This is a genomic window from Dyadobacter sp. AC419 (assembly GCF_979253085.1).
In genome coordinates, this window is the sequence record NZ_CEEDCD010000012.1 from 1 (window position 1) to 22,136 (window position 22,136).

General features: G+C 47.7%; 34 protein-coding genes. 31 read left to right on the forward strand and 3 right to left on the reverse strand.

The features are described from left to right. The first annotated feature begins 151 nt into the window (after window positions 1-151). The 10 genes from AC0IYG_RS05130 (at window position 152) to AC0IYG_RS05175 (ending at window position 4,689) form a co-directional block, all read left to right on the forward strand. A complete protein-coding gene (locus tag AC0IYG_RS05130; protein WP_471709982.1) occupies window positions 152-292 on the forward strand; it encodes a helix-turn-helix domain-containing protein in 141 nt (46 codons plus the stop codon). A gap of 310 nt (window positions 293-602) precedes the next feature. After that, the gene (locus AC0IYG_RS05135) at window positions 603-911 is read left to right on the forward strand and encodes a hypothetical protein (protein WP_471710331.1); all 309 of its coding nucleotides are present in this window, start codon (window positions 603-605) and stop codon (window positions 909-911) included. Window positions 912-1,359: 448 nt separating this feature from the next. Continuing rightward, the gene (locus AC0IYG_RS05140; RefSeq protein WP_471709983.1) at window positions 1,360-1,800 is read left to right on the forward strand and encodes a divalent metal cation transporter; all 441 of its coding nucleotides are present in this window, start codon (window positions 1,360-1,362) and stop codon (window positions 1,798-1,800) included. Next, window positions 1,743-2,585, forward strand: coding sequence for an NRAMP family divalent metal transporter (locus tag AC0IYG_RS05145; protein WP_471710332.1), 843 nt, complete (start codon window positions 1,743-1,745; stop codon window positions 2,583-2,585). Before AC0IYG_RS05140 ends, AC0IYG_RS05145 begins: the two co-directional genes overlap by 58 nt. After that, window positions 2,585-2,749, forward strand: coding sequence for a hypothetical protein (locus AC0IYG_RS05150; protein WP_471709984.1), 165 nt, complete (start codon window positions 2,585-2,587; stop codon window positions 2,747-2,749). The genes AC0IYG_RS05145 and AC0IYG_RS05150 overlap by 1 nt, the downstream gene beginning before the upstream one ends. Beyond that, on the forward strand, window positions 2,746-2,949 hold the full coding sequence (locus AC0IYG_RS05155) for a hypothetical protein (RefSeq protein ID WP_471709985.1): 204 nt from the start codon (window positions 2,746-2,748) through the stop codon (window positions 2,947-2,949). The genes AC0IYG_RS05150 and AC0IYG_RS05155 overlap by 4 nt, the downstream gene beginning before the upstream one ends. Next, window positions 2,946-3,155 carry a hypothetical protein gene (locus AC0IYG_RS05160; protein WP_471709986.1) on the forward strand — a complete coding sequence of 70 codons (210 nt, stop codon included), beginning with the start codon at window positions 2,946-2,948 and terminating at the stop codon, window positions 3,153-3,155. Before AC0IYG_RS05155 ends, AC0IYG_RS05160 begins: the two co-directional genes overlap by 4 nt. 192 nt (window positions 3,156-3,347) lie before the next feature. Then, window positions 3,348-3,608 (forward strand): hypothetical protein, encoded by a 261-nt coding sequence (locus AC0IYG_RS05165; protein ID WP_471709987.1) that lies wholly within the window; start codon window positions 3,348-3,350, stop codon window positions 3,606-3,608. Window positions 3,609-3,637: 29 nt separating this feature from the next. After that, window positions 3,638-4,381, forward strand: a complete 744-nt coding sequence (locus AC0IYG_RS05170; RefSeq protein WP_471709988.1) for a dihydrodipicolinate synthase family protein — start codon at window positions 3,638-3,640, stop codon at window positions 4,379-4,381. Window positions 4,382-4,392: 11 nt separating this feature from the next. Continuing rightward, window positions 4,393-4,689 carry a hypothetical protein gene (locus AC0IYG_RS05175; protein ID WP_471709989.1) on the forward strand — a complete coding sequence of 99 codons (297 nt, stop codon included), beginning with the start codon at window positions 4,393-4,395 and terminating at the stop codon, window positions 4,687-4,689. A 124-nt stretch (window positions 4,690-4,813) separates the two neighbouring features. Here AC0IYG_RS05175 and AC0IYG_RS05180 read toward each other — a convergent pair whose 3' ends face one another. The 3 genes from AC0IYG_RS05180 to AC0IYG_RS05190 are packed head-to-tail and all read right to left on the reverse strand — an operon-like array spanning window position 4,814 to window position 7,448. Continuing rightward, complete coding sequence (locus AC0IYG_RS05180; RefSeq protein WP_471709990.1) at window positions 4,814-5,473, reverse strand: LytR/AlgR family response regulator transcription factor; 660 nt, start codon at window positions 5,471-5,473, stop codon at window positions 4,814-4,816. Continuing rightward, window positions 5,470-6,486, reverse strand: a complete 1,017-nt coding sequence (locus AC0IYG_RS05185) for a sensor histidine kinase (RefSeq protein WP_471709991.1) — start codon at window positions 6,484-6,486, stop codon at window positions 5,470-5,472. The genes AC0IYG_RS05180 and AC0IYG_RS05185 overlap by 4 nt, the downstream gene beginning before the upstream one ends. 26 nt (window positions 6,487-6,512) lie before the next feature. Then, complete coding sequence (locus AC0IYG_RS05190) at window positions 6,513-7,448, reverse strand: hypothetical protein (RefSeq protein ID WP_471709992.1); 936 nt, start codon at window positions 7,446-7,448, stop codon at window positions 6,513-6,515. Between the two features lie 467 nt (window positions 7,449-7,915). Between AC0IYG_RS05190 and AC0IYG_RS05195 the strand changes: the two genes are divergently transcribed. The 21 genes from AC0IYG_RS05195 to AC0IYG_RS05295 all read left to right on the forward strand — a co-directional run bounded on the left by AC0IYG_RS05195 (window position 7,916) and on the right by AC0IYG_RS05295 (window position 22,134). Continuing rightward, the gene (locus tag AC0IYG_RS05195; protein WP_471709993.1) at window positions 7,916-8,779 is read left to right on the forward strand and encodes an ester cyclase; all 864 of its coding nucleotides are present in this window, start codon (window positions 7,916-7,918) and stop codon (window positions 8,777-8,779) included. Next, entirely contained in the window at window positions 8,776-9,186 is a 411-nt protein-coding gene (locus tag AC0IYG_RS05200) for an ester cyclase (protein WP_471709994.1), read from the forward strand. Before AC0IYG_RS05195 ends, AC0IYG_RS05200 begins: the two co-directional genes overlap by 4 nt. Window position 9,187: 1 nt before the next feature. Beyond that, complete coding sequence (locus AC0IYG_RS05205) at window positions 9,188-10,657, forward strand: nuclear transport factor 2 family protein (RefSeq protein ID WP_471709995.1); 1,470 nt, start codon at window positions 9,188-9,190, stop codon at window positions 10,655-10,657. After that, complete coding sequence (locus AC0IYG_RS05210; protein WP_471709996.1) at window positions 10,632-10,898, forward strand: ester cyclase; 267 nt, start codon at window positions 10,632-10,634, stop codon at window positions 10,896-10,898. Before AC0IYG_RS05205 ends, AC0IYG_RS05210 begins: the two co-directional genes overlap by 26 nt. Before the next feature lie 58 nt (window positions 10,899-10,956). Next, window positions 10,957-12,066: a thiamine pyrophosphate-binding protein gene (locus AC0IYG_RS05215; protein ID WP_471709998.1), complete on the forward strand. Its 1,110-nt coding sequence runs from the start codon at window positions 10,957-10,959 to the stop codon at window positions 12,064-12,066. Next, the gene (locus AC0IYG_RS05220) at window positions 12,060-12,773 is read left to right on the forward strand and encodes a hypothetical protein (protein ID WP_471709999.1); all 714 of its coding nucleotides are present in this window, start codon (window positions 12,060-12,062) and stop codon (window positions 12,771-12,773) included. The genes AC0IYG_RS05215 and AC0IYG_RS05220 overlap by 7 nt, the downstream gene beginning before the upstream one ends. Beyond that, window positions 12,773-13,480 (forward strand): thiamine pyrophosphate-dependent enzyme, encoded by a 708-nt coding sequence (locus AC0IYG_RS05225; RefSeq protein ID WP_471710333.1) that lies wholly within the window; start codon window positions 12,773-12,775, stop codon window positions 13,478-13,480. The genes AC0IYG_RS05220 and AC0IYG_RS05225 overlap by 1 nt, the downstream gene beginning before the upstream one ends. 32 nt (window positions 13,481-13,512) lie before the next feature. Next, window positions 13,513-14,682 carry a GMC family oxidoreductase gene (locus AC0IYG_RS05230; RefSeq protein WP_471710000.1) on the forward strand — a complete coding sequence of 390 codons (1,170 nt, stop codon included), beginning with the start codon at window positions 13,513-13,515 and terminating at the stop codon, window positions 14,680-14,682. Then, window positions 14,657-15,073 carry a GMC oxidoreductase gene (locus AC0IYG_RS05235; RefSeq protein WP_471710001.1) on the forward strand — a complete coding sequence of 139 codons (417 nt, stop codon included), beginning with the start codon at window positions 14,657-14,659 and terminating at the stop codon, window positions 15,071-15,073. Before AC0IYG_RS05230 ends, AC0IYG_RS05235 begins: the two co-directional genes overlap by 26 nt. Before the next feature lie 31 nt (window positions 15,074-15,104). Next, on the forward strand, window positions 15,105-15,296 hold the full coding sequence (locus AC0IYG_RS05240; protein ID WP_471710002.1) for a hypothetical protein: 192 nt from the start codon (window positions 15,105-15,107) through the stop codon (window positions 15,294-15,296). Window positions 15,297-15,300: 4 nt separating this feature from the next. Further along, window positions 15,301-15,531, forward strand: a complete 231-nt coding sequence (locus AC0IYG_RS05245; protein ID WP_471710003.1) for a hypothetical protein — start codon at window positions 15,301-15,303, stop codon at window positions 15,529-15,531. 38 nt (window positions 15,532-15,569) lie between these two features. Then, the gene (locus tag AC0IYG_RS05250; protein ID WP_082216371.1) at window positions 15,570-15,962 is read left to right on the forward strand and encodes a nuclear transport factor 2 family protein; all 393 of its coding nucleotides are present in this window, start codon (window positions 15,570-15,572) and stop codon (window positions 15,960-15,962) included. Window positions 15,963-15,991: 29 nt separating this feature from the next. Next, window positions 15,992-16,570, forward strand: coding sequence for a DJ-1/PfpI family protein (locus AC0IYG_RS05255; RefSeq protein ID WP_471710004.1), 579 nt, complete (start codon window positions 15,992-15,994; stop codon window positions 16,568-16,570). A 77-nt stretch (window positions 16,571-16,647) separates the two neighbouring features. Beyond that, entirely contained in the window at window positions 16,648-16,995 is a 348-nt protein-coding gene (locus tag AC0IYG_RS05260; RefSeq protein ID WP_471710005.1) for a VOC family protein, read from the forward strand. Between the two features lie 32 nt (window positions 16,996-17,027). After that, window positions 17,028-17,813 carry a hypothetical protein gene (locus AC0IYG_RS05265; RefSeq protein WP_471710006.1) on the forward strand — a complete coding sequence of 262 codons (786 nt, stop codon included), beginning with the start codon at window positions 17,028-17,030 and terminating at the stop codon, window positions 17,811-17,813. After that, complete coding sequence (locus AC0IYG_RS05270; RefSeq protein WP_471710007.1) at window positions 17,710-18,852, forward strand: AGE family epimerase/isomerase; 1,143 nt, start codon at window positions 17,710-17,712, stop codon at window positions 18,850-18,852. Before AC0IYG_RS05265 ends, AC0IYG_RS05270 begins: the two co-directional genes overlap by 104 nt. Window positions 18,853-18,880: 28 nt before the next feature. Beyond that, on the forward strand, window positions 18,881-19,219 hold the full coding sequence (locus AC0IYG_RS05275) for an STAS domain-containing protein (protein ID WP_471710008.1): 339 nt from the start codon (window positions 18,881-18,883) through the stop codon (window positions 19,217-19,219). Window positions 19,220-19,222: 3 nt separating this feature from the next. After that, window positions 19,223-21,010 carry a glycogen debranching protein gene (locus AC0IYG_RS05280; RefSeq protein ID WP_471710009.1) on the forward strand — a complete coding sequence of 596 codons (1,788 nt, stop codon included), beginning with the start codon at window positions 19,223-19,225 and terminating at the stop codon, window positions 21,008-21,010. 121 nt (window positions 21,011-21,131) lie between these two features. Continuing rightward, complete coding sequence (locus AC0IYG_RS05285) at window positions 21,132-21,347, forward strand: hypothetical protein (protein ID WP_471710010.1); 216 nt, start codon at window positions 21,132-21,134, stop codon at window positions 21,345-21,347. Window positions 21,348-21,374: 27 nt separating this feature from the next. Further along, entirely contained in the window at window positions 21,375-21,635 is a 261-nt protein-coding gene (locus AC0IYG_RS05290; protein ID WP_471710011.1) for an STAS domain-containing protein, read from the forward strand. Window positions 21,636-21,708: 73 nt separating this feature from the next. Then, complete coding sequence (locus AC0IYG_RS05295) at window positions 21,709-22,134, forward strand: ATP-binding protein (RefSeq protein ID WP_471710012.1); 426 nt, start codon at window positions 21,709-21,711, stop codon at window positions 22,132-22,134. Window positions 22,135-22,136 lie beyond the last annotated feature (2 nt).

Consider the following 22,136-nt stretch of genomic DNA (forward strand, 5'->3'; position numbering starts at 1 on the left):
GTCTTCCAGATTGCCTGCATCGTTCTTCTTCTTGTTGCGTCAATTTTTCCATTTCTACGAGGTTTTCGTAAATCTACGAATGTTTCGTAGTTAATTCAAAGTGTTTCCTAATATTTTATATTTACCCGGATAACATCAAATTAAATCCTGGATGGAAAAAGAGCAGACTTTGTTTGGCGTGAAGGAAATTGCAAGGCGGGCGAATGTATCCACAGCCACAGTCGACCGCGTGCTGCACAACAGGACCGGGGTTTCTGGAAAAGACAAAACAGCGGATCAACGACATCATTAAGGAGCTTGATTATCAGCCCAATATCCTGGCCAGCCGCCTCGCTTCGAAGAAAATCATCACGCTGGCAATTCTCATTCCCGAAGTTTCGGAGGAAACCGATTTTTGGCAAGCGCCGCTGAACGGTGTGCGCAGGGCAGAAGCGGAGATCAACACATGGGATTCAGGCCCACATTTTTCTTCTTCATCCTCACAGCAAGGGAATCCGATGCCCAAAAGGTGAAGGACATGGAGTTGCAGTTACGGGAATTCGATCGCGCCGTCTTTCATTTCCGAAACACAGGATTTTGCCAGAGAATGCACAAACCGGAAGATTCCTTTCGTTTTCATTGATTCTGATGTTCCCGATCTGCAAAGTCTGTCATACATTGGGCCGCATCTTTTTAAAAGTGGTTATGTAGGAGCCAAGTTGCTGACTTACAGACTGCAACCGGATAAAAAAGTGCTGATTATCAACATTTCAAAAGAAATTGACAACTTCAATTACGAAACGATTGAAGAAGGTTTCCGTGCTTACTTTGCCGACAATCAGAATGCTAACGAAATCGTGCGGATCGATATTCAAGAGACGGATTACCAATCTCGTTGCCCGGCACCTTACTTATGTTTTCCACCTCAATAAAGACATTGGCGCAGCGTTTGTGACAAATTCCCGTGTGAACACAGTCGCGTCATTTCTTAAAAACAGCCACCGCACCGAGGTTTCCTTGATCGGCTATGATTTTGTAAAAGACAATGTTCAATATCTGGAAAGTAATGTCATCGATTTTCTCATTTGCCACCGCCCCGAGGATCAGGCTTATCGCGGCATAATGGCGCTTTATCAAACATTGGTAGTGAATGCCAGCGTAGCAAAAGTGAGTTATATGCCCATCGATATTGTTACAAAAGAAAATTGCGAGTTTTATCAGAACTAGAAATAAATGATTGCAGGAATTCCCAACCGACAACTTTATTAACATATCAATTTGTGAATGAAATCATTTCCTTTCTAGATTCAACGGGCACGTGCCCGTTCGATCAATCATTGAATTAGTCATTTGAAGCTGAACCCTTAAACCGCAGACATTTTGAAAGATTCTATTCTTAAATGGCTCCGCTCGCTGGGGCCGGGAATGATCACAGCTGCATTGGTCTTCGGGCCCAGCAAAATGACCATTACTTCCAAGCTGGGAGCGGTTTATGGCTATTCTCTGCTTTGGGTTGTGGTTGCAGCCATCCTTTTTATGGCTGTTTTCACCGCAATGTCAACGCGGATCGGGATCGCAACAAACCAGTCGCTGCTATCATCTGTGCGGCAGAAGTGGGGAAAGCCCGCTTCGATTGCGATGGGCATAGGGGTTTTTCTGGTGAGCACATCTTTTCAGGCCGGAAATTCCATTGGCGTCGGGATTTCGGTGGGCGAATTATATACCACACTTCCCCGGTGCCCTGGATCATCTTTTTCAATTTGGTGGGAATCAGTTTGCTGTTTTTCCGGAGCTTCTATTCTGTGCTCGAAAAGACAATGATCTTCTTGATTTTCATGATGTTATTCTCTTTCATCACCACATTTTTCTGGGCAGCGCCGGATGCTTCTGATATATTTAAAGGCTTCACAACGCCGGTCATTCCGGAAGGCTCGCAAGGATTGATCATCGCATTTGTTGCGTCCTGTTTTTCCATTGTGGGCGCACTATATCAATGTTATCTCATTCAGGAGCGCATCCGCGTAAGGCCGGAAGTGCGAAGTGGTCGAAATGACAGCGTAACTGGCATTATTGTCCTCGGCGTCATGTGCGCCATTGTGATCATCTGCGCTGCGGCTATCCTGCATCCGAAAGGGATCGCGGTGAATTCTGCGACGGATATGGCTAAGGCGCTCGAACCGCTATTCGGCAATAAAGCATCCACACTGTTCCTGGTAGGACTTTTCGGAGCAGCGTTTTCATCATTGATCGGAAATGCTTCTGTGGGCGGCACATTACTCGGTGATGCGCTGGGCTTAGGGAGTAATTTCAGTGCCAAATCGGTGCGTTATCTGGTTGCGCTCGTCATGGTTTTTGGTGCAGGAATCGCTGTGAAGTTCGGCAAACTGCCACTCGAACTCATTGTATTTGCGCAAAGCGTCACCATTTTCGTCGTCCCGTTCATCGGGACAGCGATTTACATGGTCGCCAATGATAAAAAGATCATGGGCGAAAAGGTCAATAGTCCGCTTGTGAAAGTCGTCGCGGGAGTCGGACTGCTGGTCATTTTCTCACTCGCCATCATTAATAGTAAAGAATTATTTTTCAACAATCCGCTATTCAAATAATGACTGATTTTGAAAGTTTAGAGGAAAAGTGGCTGAGCCCGTCGCCCGCATTGATTGAGGAAATGAAGCAGATTGAAGGTGACATCCTTATTTTGGGCGCAGGCGGAAAATCGGACCAAGCATTGCAAAGCTGGCCAAACAAGCCATCGAACGTGCCGGATTGAACAAGCGCGTCATCGGCGTTTCCCGCTTCACAGAGGAAGGTCTGGCCGAAGAACTGAATGCTGCCGGAATCGAAACAATAGCAGCCAATATACTCGATGATAGTCAGTTACAAGCTTTGCCTGAGATTGCAAATGTGCTTTATCTGGCCGGGAACCAAGTCTTGGCACTTCCAATAACGAGCCTTACACATGGGCAATGAACACCTATTTACCAGGGCGTGTGGCCGAAAAATTCAGGAATTCGAAAATCGTTGTTTATTCAACGGGAAATGTTGATCCATTTACAACGGTCGCGTCGGGTGGTGCGACGGAGGAAATGCGGGCTGATCCGGTGGGAGAGTATGGTCAGTCCTGTCTTGGTCGGGAGCGCCTATTTCAATATTTCTCATCTGTGCACGGGAACTGAAGCCGCCGATTTACAGACTGAATTATGCAATTGATTTTCGTAATATGGCGTGTTGCTGGAAATCGCAAAATCTGTCCTCGGGGGTAAGCCGGTAGATCTGCGGACGGGACATGTGAACGTGATCTGGCAGGGCGATGCGAATGAAATGGCGATCCGCTCCTGCCGCCGCATTGTGAAGCGCCTTCCAAAATATTGAATATTACGGGACCTGAAACGGTTTCGCTGCGCTGGCTTGCGGCAGAGTTCGGCAGGATTTTCAATGTCGAACCGCAGTTTGTCAACGAAGAGCAGCCGACAGCCTTGCTAAGCAATGCGGCCGAATCATTCAAACTCTTCGGATATCCGCGGACAACATTGAAGCAAATGATCGGAATCACAGCGCAATGGCTGCTTGAAGGTGGAAAAACGATCAATAAGCCAACGCATTTTCAGGAAAGGCAGGGACAAGTTTGAAGGGATTTTTGAATAAAAAGAAATAGGAAATGCTTAATAATGAGACCATAAAGCTGCTCTACGAAGGCACCGTAATCCCTGCGCATCCGCTCGCACTCCGCAGCGATCTGCAACTGGATGAAGCCAGACAACGCGGCCTGACACGATATTACATGGCGAGTGGAGCAGGCGGAGTTGCCGTCGGTGTGCACACCACGCAATTCGAGATCCGTGATCCGGAAGTGGGGCTTTATGAAACCGTGCTTCGACTGGCAGCTGAGGAAGTGGATCGGGCAAGACTTGACCGTCCATTTATTAAAGTGGCAGGGGTGGTTGGGCTTACAGATCAGGCAGTTAAGGAAGCGAATGTTGCGCTGAAATATGGTTACGACATTGCTTTGGTCAGCATGGCAGCATTCAAAGACAAATCCGAAGCCGACATTATCCAACACATTAAAACTGTTGCAGAAATTATCCCTGTTTTTGGGTTTTATTTGCAAGCTGCGATCGGCGGGAGGGTTTATTCTTATAGTTTCTGGGAGCAGTTTGCAGAGATTCCCAATGTGCTGGCAATCAAAATAGCGGCATTTAACCGTTATCAAACCCTGGATGTTGTGCGCGCGGTCTGTAACAGTTCACGCGTTAATGAAATTGCACTTTACACTGGGAACGACGACAACATTGTAGCCGACCTCATTACGCCTTACCGATTCAGTGTCAATGGTCAAATCATTGAAAAAACGTTTGTCGGCGGTTTGCTGGGACATTGGGCCGTGTGGACTGAAAGGCGGTGAAAGTGCTTGCTATGGTAAAAGAATTTGTCAAAAATAACCGCGCTGACGCCACCGAAATCCTGCGTATGAACATTGAAGTTACAGATATGAATGCAGCCATTTTTGATCCGGCGCATAACTTTCACGGATGCATCACGGGTGTGCATGAAGTGCTGAAACGGCAAGGATTAATGGAAGGAATATGGACATTGAACCCGAACGAAACGCTGTCGCCCGGGCAGGCGGAGCAAATTACGCGTGTCACACAAGCATATCCACATTTAATTGATGATGAGTTTGTTAAATCATTTTTATCATCATTACATTAAAGTGGTTTAAGATAATTCTTCAAACCATTTCTTGAAAACGGGGCACCCTTCTCTTTACTGATCTAAAATTTGGTTTGAAGAAGACGGCGAAGTTCTGACGAGCAGCCTGCCATTGAAATACAATTCAATTTCCGAAATGCATTGCCGGGCAGCTGATGAACTGGCGGTTAGCACGGAAAAAGTTTGCGGGGTCTAACTGGTTTTCAAGTTCTTCGAGGGACTTATCAACGACAAATGCTTTATCATCGTTCAGAGTCACCACTACAACGCCATTTTTAATGGTTAGCCACGCAAAATCGGAATCTTTAAGCGGAATGAGCTTGTCGCGATAGGGAACCAGGAAACTTCTGCGTGGGCTTTTGCGGTTAAGAATCTGCGTGTGCATTAGCTCTTCCAGATATTTCACCTTACTGATCGCATTCTCCTCATTCAGCTGATAATATTTTTCGAGGCTAAATTGCAATGCTTCCTGCCGGATCGGTTTGAGCAAATAATCAATACTGTTCAGCTTGAAAGCGCGCATTGCATATTCGTCATGCGCTGTCGTGAAAATCACGGGACAGCCGATGGAAATTTGTTCAAAGATCTGGAAACAAGTGCCATCGCCCAGCTGGACATCCAGGAAAATCAGATCGGGAACCGGATTGCTGCTGAGCCATTCCACGGCCGTTTCCACGCTTTCGAGCACAGTCAGTATTTCAGTTTTCGGGTCAATTTTTTGGATTAATTGCGTCAGATATTGGCCCGCCGGCTGTTCATCTTCAATGATAAGAATTTTGGTCATGGGGCTTCAATCAAAGGGACTTTTACTGTGAAGTGTTGTTCGTCTTCCGTCAGCAGCGGTTTCTGGCCGGTCTGGATCTTGTAACGTTTGTCCAGGTTTTGAAGGCCAATTCCCGTGCCGGGGGAATTTAGTTTTTTATTTACGGAATTGGTAACCACAATGTGCTTTTCCTGCTCATTCAACCGAAGCTCGATCATCAGAACCTGATTGGATGTGATCACATTATGCTTAATGGCGTTTTCGATCAGGATTTGCAGCGAAAGCGGGATGATATACCATTGTCTCTGCGTTTCAGTTTCCAAAAAACAAAATGCCATTTTACCACCAAAACGTGCTTTATAAAGATCCAGATAAGCTTTTGCAGCATTCAACTCATCTTTCAGCAAGATCAGACTTTGGTTCTGGACTTTAAGGTTATAGCGCAAAATATCCGAAAGATCCAGCACGATCCGCTGCGCAAGATCCGGATTGGTAGCAATGGAAATGTTGAGAATGTTCAGCGCATTGAAAAGAAAATGCGGATTAAGCTGATTTTGCAGTGCTTCCAGCTGTGCTTTGAGCTGCTCCCGTTTGAGCTGCTCATTTTCCAGACCGATCTGGTGATTTTCCTGCGTAGTGAGCAAAAAGTTGCGAAAACCCAGGATGGCCAGCAGCAGCAGAATGTGATACAGATAATACACGACGCGGAAAACAAGCATATCCGACGCATTGTTATCCAATGTCAGCCTGAGCTGGAAGAGAATCTCGTTGATGGAGAAAAACAGCACGATCAGCATCAGCAGCTGGACCCACGGCTTCTGGCGGTTGAACCAGCTCGGGATTTTGTAAGTATGCTGCAGGCAGATGTAAACGAAGATCCAGGAAAACTCGAAACTGATAATAAACTGGATGCAAATGTCCAGAATGCCGGAGCCCGCGCTCGCCGGGTCCAGGAGTGATTCCCAGACGAAGATGAGGCGCGGAATGGTGGCAAATAAGCTTAGGATGAAACAGAGACGCCAACCTAATGACATCCCGTTCCTGTAATTTAAATCGGGGTTCATGCCAGGCTAGTCAAATATTGGCTGTTCCTGGATGTCTTACCGGATAATGTGTTTTGTTTTTGGATTAATGCCGCAACAGACTCGATTAACGCAATTTCTGCGCTCGTCCATTCGCGGTTATTGAGTGTATCTTCCAGGCCAATAAAGCCCGACCAGCCATTTGCGCCCTGAACGGGAACGGCCAGCATCGATTGTGCATCTTGCTGGTTAAACCATTGCGTTTCAGCGCTTGTCATGTGAGCGGATGGTTCGGTAACCGGTTGTTTCGCGTCAAAAAGTGCATTCCAGCGATTGAAACCAGGAACTTTAACTGATTTCCCGGCATATTTGGAAGGAACACCCGGCGCAGTTACTTCCGATTTGAGCGAAAGGTCATCGGCTTCTCCGGAGGCTTTGATGTTTTTGGTAAATAGATAGATCCTGCTCAGATCCATCACTTCCAGCAGCAAGTTGAAACCATTAGGGAAAGAATCCGCAGCCAGCTCTTCTTCAAATCGCAGTAAAACTTTTTTATGAAGACTTTCGTGGTTCTGGTTGTGCTGTGCGATCTTCTTACGCGCATTGTTTTTCCATTTTGCCAATGTGTTTTCAAGCGCAGGAATCCAGCCCAGTTTATTGGAGCAGTTGATATAATAACTCGTTTCCGTGACAGCAAGGACTCTTTCAGCCGTCACCGGGCAATGTCCTTCGGTCATGACAAGACAAGGAAGGTGATTGCCGAGCACATTGGCGAGGTCCGTGATTTTACCGTCGGGAAGCAGGCAATTGGAAATCAGTAAGTCGTATTTGGATTCATAAAAAGCTTCGATAGCAGATTGTTTCGAAGCGACTTGCCGGATGCTGAATTTATAGCCCGCATAGCCGAGCGAATCTTCCAGTAGGGCAAGGTAATCTTTTTGAATGGCAACGATTAGGAGGTTTAACGGTTTCATTCTATAAACGGTTGAGATTAGTTAAAAGAGGTAACTAGCACAAATAGGAATATGTTGACTATCAAGACACAGCGGTTTCAGCTTACTGAAATTACTTAGGAGCCTGAGTATCAAAGTGTATGTAGTTTTCCTGAGAATCTTATGACGGCTAATGTGAAAAACCGTAATGCGGAAGTGGATATTTTCATTGCAATTATACTAATTTAAGTAGAAACAGTACTACTTTTTCTGATCAAATAGCTAGAAAAAAATTGGACAAGAGATTTCATAAATCGGGGAACGGTTCGAAGTCGGGAATCAACAGGTTCACCTTTATTTTTTTCAGTTTCAATAAACATTTGAAGGTCTCAGCGGCGCTTATGGGGATATTTATGGAAGAAAAGGACAAAGACGCGAAAATATATTTCTTTTCCTTGCTCTTATTTTTTAAAAAACATAAATCCTTCTAACTGATTAATTCAAAAAACATGAACGCTAATAAAGTACTTTCTCGACGATATTTTTATCAAATTATGAATGGCAAGAATGAGCAGGTTGCTCGGGAGATCTTGTCAGACGATTTCGTTTTCACGCTGCCTACACACCCTGAACCATTTCACGGCCCGGAAGGATTCATCGGACTAATTCGCATGCTCCACGATTCGTTCCCTGATTTTTATCTTAACCCGCAGGAAATGGTTGCCAATGATGACTGGGTGATCACACGCTGGAAAGGCGGCGGCACGCACACAGGCGGCCCTTTGCTGACTGTTAAAGGCAATGTGGAGGCAACCGGCAAATCTTTTGAAGTGGACGGAATGACATGGCACACCATTAAGGATGGCAAGATCGTCGAGTCTGTTGGTCACGAAGATACGCTTGGCTTATTGCTTCAATTGGGCATTCTGCCTTCCGAGCCAAAGGCGGATACGACCGATCTGGCACTTAACCAGACCTTGGTAACACGTTATTTTGATGAGATCATGAGCCAGGGCAAACTGGAAGTGATCGAAGAAATTCTGGATCCTGAATTCGCATTCATCATTCCTACACAACCTGAGCCAATCGCAGGTTATCTTGCATTCACAAACTTCGTAAAATACCTGCGCAACGCATTTCCGGACATCAAATTCACGATCATGCGCCAAACCGGAGAAGGCAACAAAGTGGCAACGCGCTGGAACATTGAAGGAACGCATCAGGGAGAATTCCTGGGTGCAGCCGCCACAGGAAACCACGTGAAAGACTACGGCATCGACATTTTTACAATCAAAAACGGTAAGATCCATTCGGTTCAGGTGAACGAAAACGACTTCGGGCTTATGCAGCAACTCGGAGCAATCCCATCATGATGTTAGAAGACAATAAAGCAATAGTACGCAGATACTGGTTCGATTTCTGGAACGAAAAGAATGTGGCAGTCCTGGACGAAATCGCGGTTGAAGATGTGATTTTTCATTTTCCTCCCGGTCAGGCACATCAGCCGCCGACATTGAGAAAATGGTTTGAAACAGCCTTAGTCGCATTCCCAGACGTGTTTTTCACATTGCACGACGAGCTGGCAGAAGGAGACAAAGTGGTAAGCCGCTGGTCATACGAAGCCACCAACACGGGCAACTTCCTCGGAAGAGAAACCACCAGTATAAGAGTCCAGGACCAAGGCATTGACATATTTCGCATTGAAAACGGGAAGATCGTTGAAATGTGGGTTGCCCAGGACAGTCTGGGTTTGTTGCAACAATTGAAAGTAATTCAGTAAAATGGAAAAAGCAGTTGTCCGTCATAATGTGAAAAGAGGCGGACAGCTTCCGGTAAAGCCAGTGATCATTGCAGATTTCGATCCGGACACGGACGTGCTGTTTATCGATGAGCCAGAGCTTTCCAGAAAAGACCTCGTTTTCGAACAGGACGCAGACGACACATTGATCAGGCTCGCCGATTCATTCATGATCCTTGCCTCTTTAACAAATTTCACTGCGATTGATCTGGACCCGGGTCCGTTTTTGAAGAAGTTCTATAATGCATTGCAGGATAATGATATAGACGAAATTTTATCATTCGTAGCCGACGATGTGCTCTGGGAAATGGGCGGGCCGCAGGACTTAATTCCCTGGGCAGGCGCCTGGGAAGGAAAAGCAGGCGTAACCCGGTTTTTCCAACTGCAAAAAGAAGAATTGGCTTTTGAAAAACTGAATCCAACCCGGTTTGTAGCGCAGGGAAACACCGTGGCGGTTGTGCTGGAAGGAAACGGAGAAACAAAATCGGGGCAAGCGTTTTCGGGTGGCGTTGTGCATTGGGTTATTGTCAAAAATGGCAGGATCAGCCAGTTGCAATGTTACCGCGATACGTTTCCCATCATTGAAGCATTACAAGGCGGCAGGCCGTTTACCATTGCAGCAACGAGTGATCAATCAGCACATTATACCAATAAATCCGTCGCTTCACCACGAACAACGGACAGCATTGTGTTTGATGAAACGGTTTTTGACACTGCGCCAGCAACCGTAAAGTCCGCGAGGGCCATGTATGCAGCGTTGCAGGAATTGAAATCGGAAGATGTGCGCAAAGCATTCGCACCTAATGTAATCTGGCACATGTTCGGGCCACGCGACATTATTGCCTGGTCTGGTGAGCGCATAGGGCCGATCGCAGCCGTGGAATCGGCAAAGCAGATCATTGAGACAATGCGTTTTGACCATTTTAAAGCAGTCAGAATGCTTTATCAGGACAATGTTGCAGCGGTTCTTATTGATGAGCCCGGGGTTTCAAAAGCAACCGGAATCCCGTTTCACACCAGCGTCGTGCACATTGTAGTCATCAATGCAGACGGAAAAGTGGCCTCGATCCACAACCACGTCAACACAGCAGAAATAGTAGAAGCCTTTTTAGGCGGCAGACCTTATACATTAGAACGGCTTTCGGCTGTCAGCTATCAGCCGTCAGCAATCAGCATACAACCGAAAGCCGACGGCCGACCGCCGAAAGCCAAAATATTAACCCTTAAATCCAAAACTATGTCACTTACAGCAGAACAAAACAATGCGATTTGCGTAGAATTTTTCGAAACGGCCTGGAATACAGGCGTTGTACGCGAAGATTTACTGACATCCGACGCGATAGACCATTCACAAGTGGGCGGTAAAACCGTTTCTGAGCCGGGTTCGGCCAGTTTCAAAGGCATCGTGGGCATGTTCCGCCGGCGCTATGCCGGATGCGAAACTGAGCATTGAAGATCAGATATATGTTGCCGACAAAGTGGTGCACAGATGGAGACTGAACGGCACAGACACAGGCGGCGTAATGGGCATGCCGCCATCGGGAAAATCCATATCATTAACCGGCACAACCACAGCCCGCATGAAAGACGGAAAAATCGCTGAGCGCTGGGCTAACGTAGACGAATTGGGCCTTTTGCAGCAATTAGGCGTTGTGCCGCCACCGCCCGGAGCGTCGGCTCCCGGAGCACATTGATCAGAAATTTGTAAACCCTCCTCGACATTGTTTTTAAAATTGTTCAAACCCGAATTTTATGTCTAAAAAAGTACTCGCCATCTTATCAGAATACGGATATTGGGGCATTGAGCTGGTTGGCCCGCTCGAAAAACTGGAAGAAGCCGGTTACACTGTTGATTTCATCACACCCAATGGCAAAAAGGCAGAAGCATTGCCTCCAAGCTATGATACAACTTACGTAGATCCTCCTCTTGGCGTGTGCGTTACAACGCAGCTCGCCGCCGACAAAGTGAATGCTTTTGAAGCAACAAACCGTTTGGAAAAAACAATGAACCTGTCGGAAGTGATCCCGCAGCGCCCTTACTTCTCCACGCCAGACTTCCTTCGCGCATTCGAAAAGTATTACGCAGATCTTAAAATCGCACAGGAAAAACTAACCGAAGAATACGACGCAGTTTTCTTAGTAGGCGGCAGCGGACCAATCGTTGATATGGTTAACAATCAGCGCGTTCACGATGTAATCCTTGCTTTTTACAAAAAACAAATGCCTGTTGCCGGAATCTGTTATGGCGTTGCGCCGCTTGTTTTTGCAAGAGATTTCAACGAACGTAATTCCATTATCAAAGGAAAACACGTAACAGGTCACTGCATTGAATATGATTACCACGACGGGACCGGCTTCCTGCACACCGATCTGAACATGGGGCCACCGCCTTATGTGCTCGAATACATTCTTTCCGACGCCGTTGGACCAGAAGGACAATATCATGGAAATTTTGGCAAAGAAACTTCCGTAATCGTTGATTATCCATTTATCACAGCGCGTTCATTGCAATGTTCATTCGAATTCGGAGAGCAGTTTGTGAACGTTCTGGACAAGGTCTTAAGCGTTATGGCTGGTAAAACCGGGAATCAGAAGATCATTGAACAGTTCCTTGCGGATGGCATGGATTACATGTTCGGCAACCCCGGCACGGTGGAGCAAGGTTTCCTTGACGCCCTGGCCGAGTATCCGGATATGAAATACATTCTCACGTTGCAGGAAACGATCGCGGTCATGATGGGTGACGGTTATGCCCGTGCTACGCAAAAGCCAACATTGGTTCAGTTGCACAGCTCCCCCGGCATTGGAAATGCGGTGGGCGCTGTGTATCAGGCCAAAGAGGTCATGCGCCGCTGGTGGTGATCGGGTCGGATGCGGGTGTGCAATACATGAATATGGATGCGCAAATGGCAAATGACCTGGTGGCAATGATGGCTCCGGTGACCAAATATTCAACCATGGCTACGTCGTCCAAATCGTTGCTGCGCACATTGCGCCGCGCGGTCAAAATAGCTTCTACGCCTCCGATGGGGCCGGTTTACGTTTGCCTGCCCATGGATGTTCTCGACGAGATCAACGATGAGCCCGTATTCCCAAGCTGCATTCCTTCCACGCGGGTTGCACCTGCGCCGGAACTGATTACGCAGTCAGCGGAAATGTTGCTGGCAGCCGAAAAGCCGATAATTTTCGTCGGTGACGGCATTGCTTATTCAGATGCGATTCCGGAGCTTACACACGTTGCCGAGCTTTTGGGAGCTGAGGTTTACGGAGTCGAATTCGGGGATCTCGTCATGGACAACACGCATCCTTTGTATCAGGGCACAACGGGCGACATGTTTGGTTCTTTCAGCCATCCGATCACGACAAAAGGCGACGCCAACCTGATCGTTGGCACTTATATGATGCCTGAGGTTTTTCCTGAACTGGGAGAAATTTATGCGCCGGACGCCAAAGTGATCCATTTTGATCTTAATGCTTATGAGATCGCAAAAAATCACCGCGTCGACCTCGGTGTGGTCAGTGATCCTAACTTTCGCTCGCTGCGCTCGCTCAAAAGATCGAAGCATTGATGACGCCTGAACAAACAGCGAACGCGCAGCAACGTATAGAGCTGATCGGTAACGCTAAAAAGGCAAAAATAGCAGCTGAAAAAGAGGCGGACGACAAGCTGCAAGGCAGGTCGCCACTCAATATGGCGCAGTTTACCAAAGTGCTGGCCGAAAAGGTGAATCAGGATGAAACGATCATTTTTGACGAAGCATTAACGAGTTCAGCAGCGGTAAGCCGCTATTTGCCGCCCAAGCTCGCAAAACAATACTTTTTCACCCGTGGCGGTTCGCTGGGCGTGGGCTTTCCGGGTGCAATAGGAGCCAAGATCGCTAATCCTGAGAAAACCGTGATCGGCTTTTCGGGTGACGGCGGCAGCATGTACACGATCCAGACATTATGGTCAGCGGTGCGGCATAATACAGGAGCCAAGTTTGTGGTTTGCAACAATGGATCTTACAAATTGCTGCAACTCAACATTGACCAATATTGGCAAGAACGTGAAATTCCAAAACACGACCACCCGCTGCCTTTTGACCTTTCCTATCCCGCGATCCGGTTTGATCTTTTGGCTCATTCCATGGGCGTGGAAGCGGTAAGGGTTGAAAAAGAGGAAGACATTTTGCCCGCTATCGAAAGAATGCTGGCCGACGATAAACCATTTTTAATCGACCTGGTGCTGGAAGGCAGCCACAAGTCGGATTGGGTAAAAGTAAATTGTTCGCATTGACACCAACGCCAATAAACTTCACCATTTTCGAAATGGAACAACCTAGTTTTGATTACATTATTGTAGGAGCCGGAGCAGCTGGCAGCGTTTTAGCCAATCGGCTAAGCGCTGACCCGGCGATTCAGGTGCTGCTGATGGAGGCAGGCAGCCGGGACACCGAGCCTGCCATCGCAGACCCGGGCGGCTTCGTAAGCCTTTGGGGATCAGATGTAGACTGGAGCTTGCCGACCACGGACCAGTCCGGGCTTGGCGGACGGCCTGTCATGATTAATCAGGGAAAGGTTTTGGGTGGAAGCACGTCCATCAATGCCATGATGTATGTGCGTGGAAACCCGGGTAATTTTGATCAGTGGGAAGCATTAGGCGCAAAAGGGTGGGGTTATGAAGCTGTTTTGCCTTATTTCAAAAAATCAGAAGACTTCGAAAACGGCGCTTCGGAATTTCATGCAGCGGGCGGAGAATTAGTCATCCGCGACTGTCCCGATGACGTGATGCGCTCTGAGCATTTTTTGTTAGGAGCAACGGAACTCGGTTTTGACGGTCCGGACTGGGATTACAATGGTGCCCGCCAGGAAAACGGCGCAGGGCTGTTGCAATTTCACATTGATAAAAACAATCACCGCGACAGCGGCGCTTCGGCTTTTTTACATCCGGTGGCCGACAGGAAAAACCTGACTGTCTTTACCAATGTGCTCGTTTCAAACATTCTAATCCAGGATGGAAAAGCAATCGGCGTTGAATACATTTCGAGTGTAGGCAACACGGAGCAGATCCTTTCAAATAAAGAAGTGATTATTTCTGCCGGCGCATTGGCGTCGCCTAAGCTGTTGCTTTTATCGGGCATAGGACCGGCTGAGGAACTGAAAGCACTTGGCATTCCGGTTCAGGCAGATTTACCCGGTGTTGGAAAAAATTTGCAGGATCATTTGCAGCTGCCGATGATTTTCCGCTCGAAGATCCCGATGCCTAATACAACATTGCTGACGGGTAATGCGCTTTTTGTCAACACAAAAAATGACGGAAATGTAGTCGATCTGCAGATCAATTTTACACCCAGCTTGCCGCAGCCATTAGCACCGATCCTGCCGGATCTGGGCGGTCCTGTCTGTATTTTCCTGCCCATTTTGGTGCAGCCCAAAAAGCAGGGGAGAACTAACATTGCGCTCCGTCAACCCAATGGACAAGCCACTGATCAACCCTAATTATTTGCAGGAAGATGCAGATGTGGAGGTGTTATCACAAGCTGTTGCATTGGTCAGGAAGCTCGCTAACACACAAACATTTTCAGAACTGAACGGCGGGGAAATGATCCCAGGCGCCGAGGCAGACATTGAAGCATTTATCCGAAGCCAAAGTACAACAATCTGGCATCCAGCCGGAACCTGCAAAATGGGAACCGATGCGCTGGCAGTGGTTGATCCGACATTAAAAGTGCGCGGCATCGAAAACCTGCGCGTGGCAGACGCCTCCGTAATGCCGACCGTAACAAGCGGAAATACAGTGGCCGCCTGCTTTATGATCGGTGAAAAAGCGGCGGATATGATCCTTGCAGATCATGCCGTGGGTCACTATGCAAAGAGTTTAACGAATTGAAAATAAAATATTTAATCTAAAATAGAACACAATGTTAACGCAGGAAGCAATTAAAGAACTGGCTCTTGACTGGTACAAAAAGCTGGATGTTCACGTCCCGATGGTTGAAGTGTTGCCGCTGCTTGCTGATGCGGAGCTGGAAATGGTTTTCCCGGAAGCAACAGTTTACGGTTATGCAGGATTTGAAGGCTGGTTTCAGCGCGTGATCCGGATCTTTTTTTGACGAAGTGCACACGGTCAAGGTCGTTGAGCCGGTCATTAATGGTGATACTGCGGTGGTGAAAGTAGTGGTGCAATGGGAAGCCAGCGTATGGAATGCCCCTGAACCATTCAGCAAACGCATCAAATGCGATGCTTTCCAGACCTGGGAAGTGAAATTGAATGACGCCGGCAAAGTCGTGATCACCAAATACATTGTCGACGGCCTGGAATATCACGAAGGATCAGCGACACTCTAAATCAGGATATTAACCCTTCTCTATTTTTATAAAAACCCATGAAAAACGTTCCGGATACCAAGTTGGGCAGAATGTACAAAGAGCACATTCAGCATATTCTTGACAAAAACATTGACGCGCTGCTCGACCAATATACAGACGACGCCACATTGATCAGCAGCTTCTCCAAATCCCCCGTGATTTACAAAGGACGTGACCAGGTGAACGAGCATATGCAAGGCATTCTGGGCATCGACGGACTGGAAACAGACATTGTTTTCTGGGCTGAAACCGAAAATCCTGAAACATTAATGATCACCGAACAGATCACGATGACGGTTGGCGGTGAGAAAAGTGAAATGCGTTTTGCGGACAGCTGGGTGCTGCAAGACGGAAAGATCGCCATTCACTTCGCGGGAATGGTTCAGCATCCCGACGGAACATTAGCCTAACTAAATAGAACCTCCTAAACCCTTTCATCATGAAACTGGCAGGAAAAAAAATCGGTGTGCTCATTGAGGCCGATTATTTTGAGAATGAAATCTTCTACTACAAATTCCGCTTTCCCGAAGAAGGCGCTGAGCTGCATTTTCTGACAAGGTTATGGGGGCAGGATAAACTCACATTCCTGGGGCACGAATACCGCGCACCGATGGATTGCTGGGAGTCATTTGAAAACATGAGCGACGAAGAGCTGCGCACTTACGACGCCATTATCGTGCCTTCGGGCATGGTTTCCGATCGCCTTCGCTACACCGAAGACGTCGAGAAAATCCCGCCTGCAACTGAATTCCTGAAACGTGCTTTTGCTGAACCCGGCATTCTGAAAGGCATTATCTGTCACGGATTATGGCTGACTGCGCCTGCAACCGAGCTCGTTCGCGGCCGTAAACTGGTCTGCCACAACAACCTGATCGGCGATGCAAAGGCTTATGGAGCCATTTATACCAACGAAGACGTGGTTGTGGACGGCGATCTGATCACCGGACGCTCTGGCGGTCACGCGCATTTATTTGCCAAAAAGATCATTGAAACATTGTCAGCAGCTAACCAGAATTGATATGAGCGCGACATTTTTCCACCTGGCACTGACCGTCAGGAACCTCGCTAAGTTCGAGGAGTTTTATTCAAAATATTTTGGCTTTCGCAGAGCGAAGGGTAATCAGTCTGGGCGATGACGCTGAGCTGATTTTCCTCAAAAACGACGACAACATTTACTTCGAAATATTCCCGCCCGAAGAAGAGCGGCCTTACCCGATGTCCGAAGCCGACGGCCCGCATTATCCGGGATTAAGGCACATTGCATTCTCCGTTGACGACATTGATGCCAAAGTGGAAAGCATGGGCGAAGACGCCGTCATCACCCTCGGTCCGCTGCATTTCGACGACGTGATCGAAGGCTGGAAAACCGTCTGGCTCAAAGATCCGGAAGGGAACATTATAGAAATTACCCAAGGCTACCGCGATCAGGAAGACCTCGCATAATAAACTCTCAAAACACCTTTACCAACTAACGCATGAATATAAATTTCACTTTTTCAGATACCATTGCAGGTTATATCACGGGATATAATGCAGAGGAACGCTGGTTTACCGTGGAAACATCGGACAAGCGTCCGTTCAAGATCCATCTGATCGCTTCCACTTATGCACGCGGCGTACAAAACCTGACCGAAGGCTGGCAGGATCCGGGCGATATCGCTCCGTTTTTGTCTACAAACGGCCAGTATGTTTTCGCTTATGGAACATTCTATCCGAATGCAGGTGCTGATGAAGCAACATTTGAAGCGCAGCAGCTGATTTTCCCGGGTAAGGAGCCAAAAGCGTATCGCCACGAGGAGCAGAATTATTGGATCACGCAGATCAGTTCTATTGCTTCCAGCTATCTGAAATGGCAGTTTGATTATCCGAAAGAGGAGATCAATTATAAAAATTACCGTACAATGCTCCATTTGGGAGGTTCCAAAAAAGGAGATTACTTGCAGGAAACAGACACGATTTCAAGAATGGTTTACGGATTTGCATCGGCATATCTGTTGACCGGAAAAGACGAATTCCTGGAAGGTGCAGAGCTAGGAACCGAATATCTGCGCGACCATATGCGCTTTTTTGACCAGGACGATGACCTCGTTTACTGGTATCACGGTTTGAAAGTAGAAGGCCAGAAAGAAACCAAATTGCTGACTTCAGAATTTGGTGATGACCTGGCATTCGCTTCCTATGTACGAGCAGATTTACGCGCTTGCAGGCCCGACGCAGACTTACCGCATCACGGGCGATCAGCGCATCCGCGACGACATTGACAAGACCATTGACCTGTTTGAAAAATATTTCAAAGACCACGACGGCGAAGGTTACTTTTCACATTTGCACCCGATCACATTGGATGCACACGAGGAATCTTTGGCGCATAACAAAGCACGCAAAAACTGGAACTCGGTAGGAGACCACGCACCGGCTTACCTGATCAACCTTTGGCTGGCGAGCGGTGAGCAGAAGCACGCGGACTTCTTGGAATACACATTTGACACCATTACCAAGTATTTCCCGGACTACGAAAACAGCCCGTTTGTTCAGGAGAAATTCTTTGAAGATTGGAGTAAAGACCAGACCTGGGGATGGCAGCAAAACCGTGCAGTAGTAGGCCACAACCTGAAAATTGCATGGAACCTGATCCGTCAGCAGTCATTGACACCAAAAGAAGAATACTTAGCATTTGCTAAAAAAATTGCTGAACTGATGCCGGCAGCTGGCTCCGATCAGCAGCGCGGTGGCTGGTATGACGTGGTGGAACGTGTGAAGAAAACCGGCGACAAGCACCAGTTTGTATGGCACGACCGCAAAGCATGGTGGCAGCAGGAGCAGGCAATCCTTGCTTACCTGATCATGTATGGCGTTTTGGGCGACGAAGAATACGAAAAACAAGCGCGCGAGGCAGCAGCATTCTACAATGCTTTCTTCCTGGATAATGACGATGGCGGTGTGTATTTCAATGTGTTGGGCAATGGTATGCCGTATCTTTTGGGAACAGAGCGTTTCAAAGGAAGCCACTCGATGAGTGCATATCACAGCACGGAGCTTTGCTATCTGTCAGCGGTTTATATCAATTTGCTGATCACGAAGCAGCCAACTTATTTCTACTTCAAGCCTTATCCTAACGGTTGGAAAGACAATATTCTGCGCGTTTCGCCAGATATTTTGCCTCCGGGAAGCGTGTACATCAGCGAGGTTTTCATTGATGATCAGCCTTACACGGATTTCGATGCTTACGCACTTACCGTGAAACTTCCTGAAACAGAGGAACGCATCCGCGTCAAAGTCCAGATCAGTTCGGCCAAGTAATTTGAAACCACATTAAGACATTATTCAGATGAAAGTTACCATTACGGATCAGGAGGAAATTACGGTTGTTGCGGTTTCCGGTGATATCGACAGCAAAACGGCGCCTGAATTTGAAAGAAATGCAAAGGTGGCCATGGACAAAAGCAAGCACATCGTGATCGACCTTACCGAGGTCGGTTTTATGTCCAGTGCCGGTTTGCGTGTGCTTTTGATGGTGTACCGGAACATCCGGTCGCAGGAAGGCAAAGTCGTGCTCGTGGGTGTTTCCGAAGAAATCCAGGACGTGATGTCGACCACCGGTTTTATCAACTTTTTTACCATTGTTGAAAAGCCGGAAGATGGAGTTGCATTTCTAAAACAAGATTAATCCATGGCAACAGATATCAGGATCGATTACTATCCGACGCACGAACAGCAGGGCATAAAATTCAGACGCGGACACGTGCTGCCATTTGGTGCCACCATGGTCCCTAACGGAATCAATTTCAGCATTTATTCCAGTGAAGCCATCGACTGTACGCTTGTATTGTTCGAAAGAGGCGAAGCGGAACCGTTTGCCGAAATTCGTTTTCCGGAGGAATTCCGGACGGGCAATGTGTATTCCATGATCGTGTTTGATCTGGATTACGAGCGCCTCGAATATGGTTACCGCATGGACGGCCCTTTCAAACCCGAAGAAGGTCATCGTTTTGACAAAAGCATTATACTCAGCGATCCCTACGCCAAAGCAATTGGCGGACGGGATTCCTGGTTAGCCAAGCCCAATTGGGACAACATTTATCCCTATCGCTCGCGCCTCGTTTTTGAGGATTTCGATTGGGAAAATGACCACCCGCTCGAAACGCCGATCGAGGACCTGATCATTTACGAGATGCACGTGCGCGGTTTCACGCAGCACCCATCTTCGAATGTGAAGAATCCAGGCACATTTGCGGCCATTCGCAGCAAGATAGCCTATCTCAAAGAGCTGGGGATCAATTGCGTGGAGCTGATGCCGATCTATGAGTTCGACGAATGGGAAAACAGCAAAGAAAACCCGGTTACGGGCGGCTTGATCGTCAATTTCTGGGGTTACAGCACGGTTAATTTCTTTTCTCCAAAGGCAGGTTATGCCGCCACGGGGAAGTTTGGCATGCAGGTGGACGAGCTTAAAACGCTGGTGAAAGAACTCCATAAAAACGGCATTGAAGTGATGCTGGACGTGGTTTTCAATCACACAGCCGAAGGCGATCACCGCGGGCATACGATCTCTTTCAGGGGAATTGATAACAAAACGTATTACATGCTGACGCCTGAGGGCTATTATTTCAATTTCTCAGGAACCGGAAACACATTGAACTGCAACAACCCGGTGGTGCGAAATATGGTTTTGGATTGTCTGCGTTACTGGGCAGCCGATTACCACATTGACGGTTTCCGTTTTGACCTCGCCGCCATTCTTGGCCGCGACCAGAATGGAGCGCCATTAAGCAACCCACCTTTGCTCGAATCACTCGCATATGACCCGATTTTGGCCAAATGCAAGCTCGTAGCAGAAGCCTGGGACGCCGGCGGATTGTATCAGGTGGGTTCTTTCCCGGCTTACGGACGCTGGGCAGAATGGAACGGAAAATACCGCGACTCGATCCGTAAATTCCTGAAAGGGGACGAAGGTTTGGTGGGTGAAATGGCGCAATGCATCCAGGGTTGGCCTGATCTGTACTATTACAGAGGCCCTACGGCCAGCATTAACTTCATCGCTTGCCACGACGGATTCACGCTTTATGACCTTTTCGCATACAACGAAAAGCACAACGAAGCGAACGGAGAAAATAACAATGACGGCGGCAACGACAACCATTCCTGGAACTGTGGGGTGGAAGGTGAAACCGACGATCCATACATTAACCAGTTGCGCCATAAGCAGATAAAAAATGCATTGACGATCCTGATGGTAAGCCAGGGCGTGCCTATGATCCTTTCGGGTGATGAAGTGGGGGTTACCAAAAACGGTAATAACAACACCTATTGCCACGATAACGAGCTCAACTGGCTGGACTGGGGCCTTATGGACAAAAACGCAGATATTTATCACTTTGCGCAAACGCATGACCGCGCTTCCGCCGCGCCCACCCGGTGCTCAGGAGCAGGACGCATTTCCAGCACATCGATTATGTAGGAAGCGGATACGCGGACATTACATCCCACGGAACGCAGGCCTGGCAACCCGACTTTTCAAGCGGCAGCCGCTGCCTGGCATTCATGCTGGACGGGGCGCTCATGCCAAAAGCGGAACCATCGTGGACGATTCCATCTACGTAGCAATGAACTCCCATTGGGACGGCTTATACTACGAACTTCCAACGCTCCCGAACGGACAAAGCTGGCACCTGGCCGTGAACACGGACATGCCGTCAGGCCAAGACATTTACGAGATCGGCAAAGAGCCGAAGCTGGATGATCAGGGCAGATTCCTCGTTGGGGGCAGGGCGACGGTGGTGTTGGTTGGTAAATAAATTTTTAAATCTCAAAACATTCATAAAATGGCTTTTCAAATAGAATCACTAATACAAGACCAGGTGGCTACTTTCACGCTGCATGGCGAGCTGGATTCACTTTCGGCGCGGGTTTTTCAAACTGAGATTGAGAAAATCGCTAATCAGCCCATCGATTCATTGGTGCTTGACTTAGAGGATCTTAACTTTATGTCATCTGCCGGGCTTAGGGTTTTAATTTATTCAAAACAGAAAATCGGTCCGAAATTATCCATTTACATTGTGAGATCCGCAGGAGCTGATCGTTGACACGCTTACCAAAACAGGCTTGCAGCACAGCGTGACTATCGTTGATCAGTATCCAGTTTAAAAATCCAGAATAATGGAATCGAGAAGTTTTCCCGGCACTGTTGATTCGCTCGATGCGCTGCGGGAATACATTGGTGCGCTTTCACAGCGGGCTGGATTGGCCGGAAAGCCAACTTACAGCCTCAAACTGGCGGTTGACGAAATTGCTACGAACATCATTCTGTATGGTTATCAGGAGCCCGACATAGAAGCTGATTTTCAGGTGCTGAGCGAAATTACCGATGACCGGCTGGTGGTGATCCTGGAAGACATTGCGGCACCATTTGATCCGTTGGCGAAAGACTTGCCGAATGCGCAGGATCTTACGCTTTCGCTTGAAGAGCGCGGGATTGGCGGTTTGGGTATTTTCCTGACCATCAATGGTGTCGATGAGTTTTCGTATGCATATGCCGATGGAAAAAACCGTAACAAATTCGTAATGAAAATTGCCGCAACCTGAAA